Source organism: Streptococcus sp. GMD4S, from assembly GCF_000296955.1.
The window spans coordinates 1-558 of record NZ_AJRE01000412.1; the positions used below are offsets into that span (position 1 = coordinate 1).

The 558-nt window shown below is 44.3% G+C and carries 1 protein-coding gene and 1 pseudogene; both read left to right on the forward strand.

Annotated features, from left to right (window positions below; genetic code table 11):
- Positions 1-261 (forward strand): annotated as a pseudogene (locus GMD4S_RS10235) (ATP-dependent Clp protease ATP-binding subunit ClpX); the annotation flags it as partial.
- Between the two features lie 8 nt (positions 262-269).
- Positions 270-558: ribosome biogenesis GTP-binding protein YihA/YsxC (gene yihA, locus GMD4S_RS10240; protein ID WP_000405199.1), on the forward strand; the 289-nt coding region annotated here is incomplete at its 3' end.

Here is a 558-nt window from a genome sequence, read left to right on the forward strand (position 1 = left end):
CCAAGAAATGCCTTGGTGAAACAATACCAAACCTTGCTTTCTTATGATGATGTTGAGTTGGAATTTGAAGATGAAGCCCTTCAAGAAATCGCCAATAAGGCTATCGAACGCAAAACTGGTGCGCGTGGTCTTCGGTCTATTATCGAAGAAACCATGCTAGATGTTATGTTTGAAGTACCGAGTCAGGAAAATGTGAAATTGGTCCGCATCACAAAAGAAGCTGTTGATGGAACGGAAAAACCCATTCTAGAAACAGCCTAGAGGTGACTATGGAAATCAATACACACAATGCTGAAATCCTGCTCAGTGCGGCAAACAAGTCCCACTATCCGCAGGATGAACTGCCAGAGATTGCCCTTGCAGGGCGTTCAAATGTCGGCAAGTCTAGCTTTATCAACACCATGTTGAACCGCAAAAATCTTGCTCGTACATCAGGAAAACCTGGGAAGACCCAGTTACTCAACTTCTTCAACATTGATGACAAGATGCGTTTTGTGGATGTACCAGGTTATGGCTATGCCCGCGTTTCTAAAAAGGAACGTGAAAAATGGGGGCGCA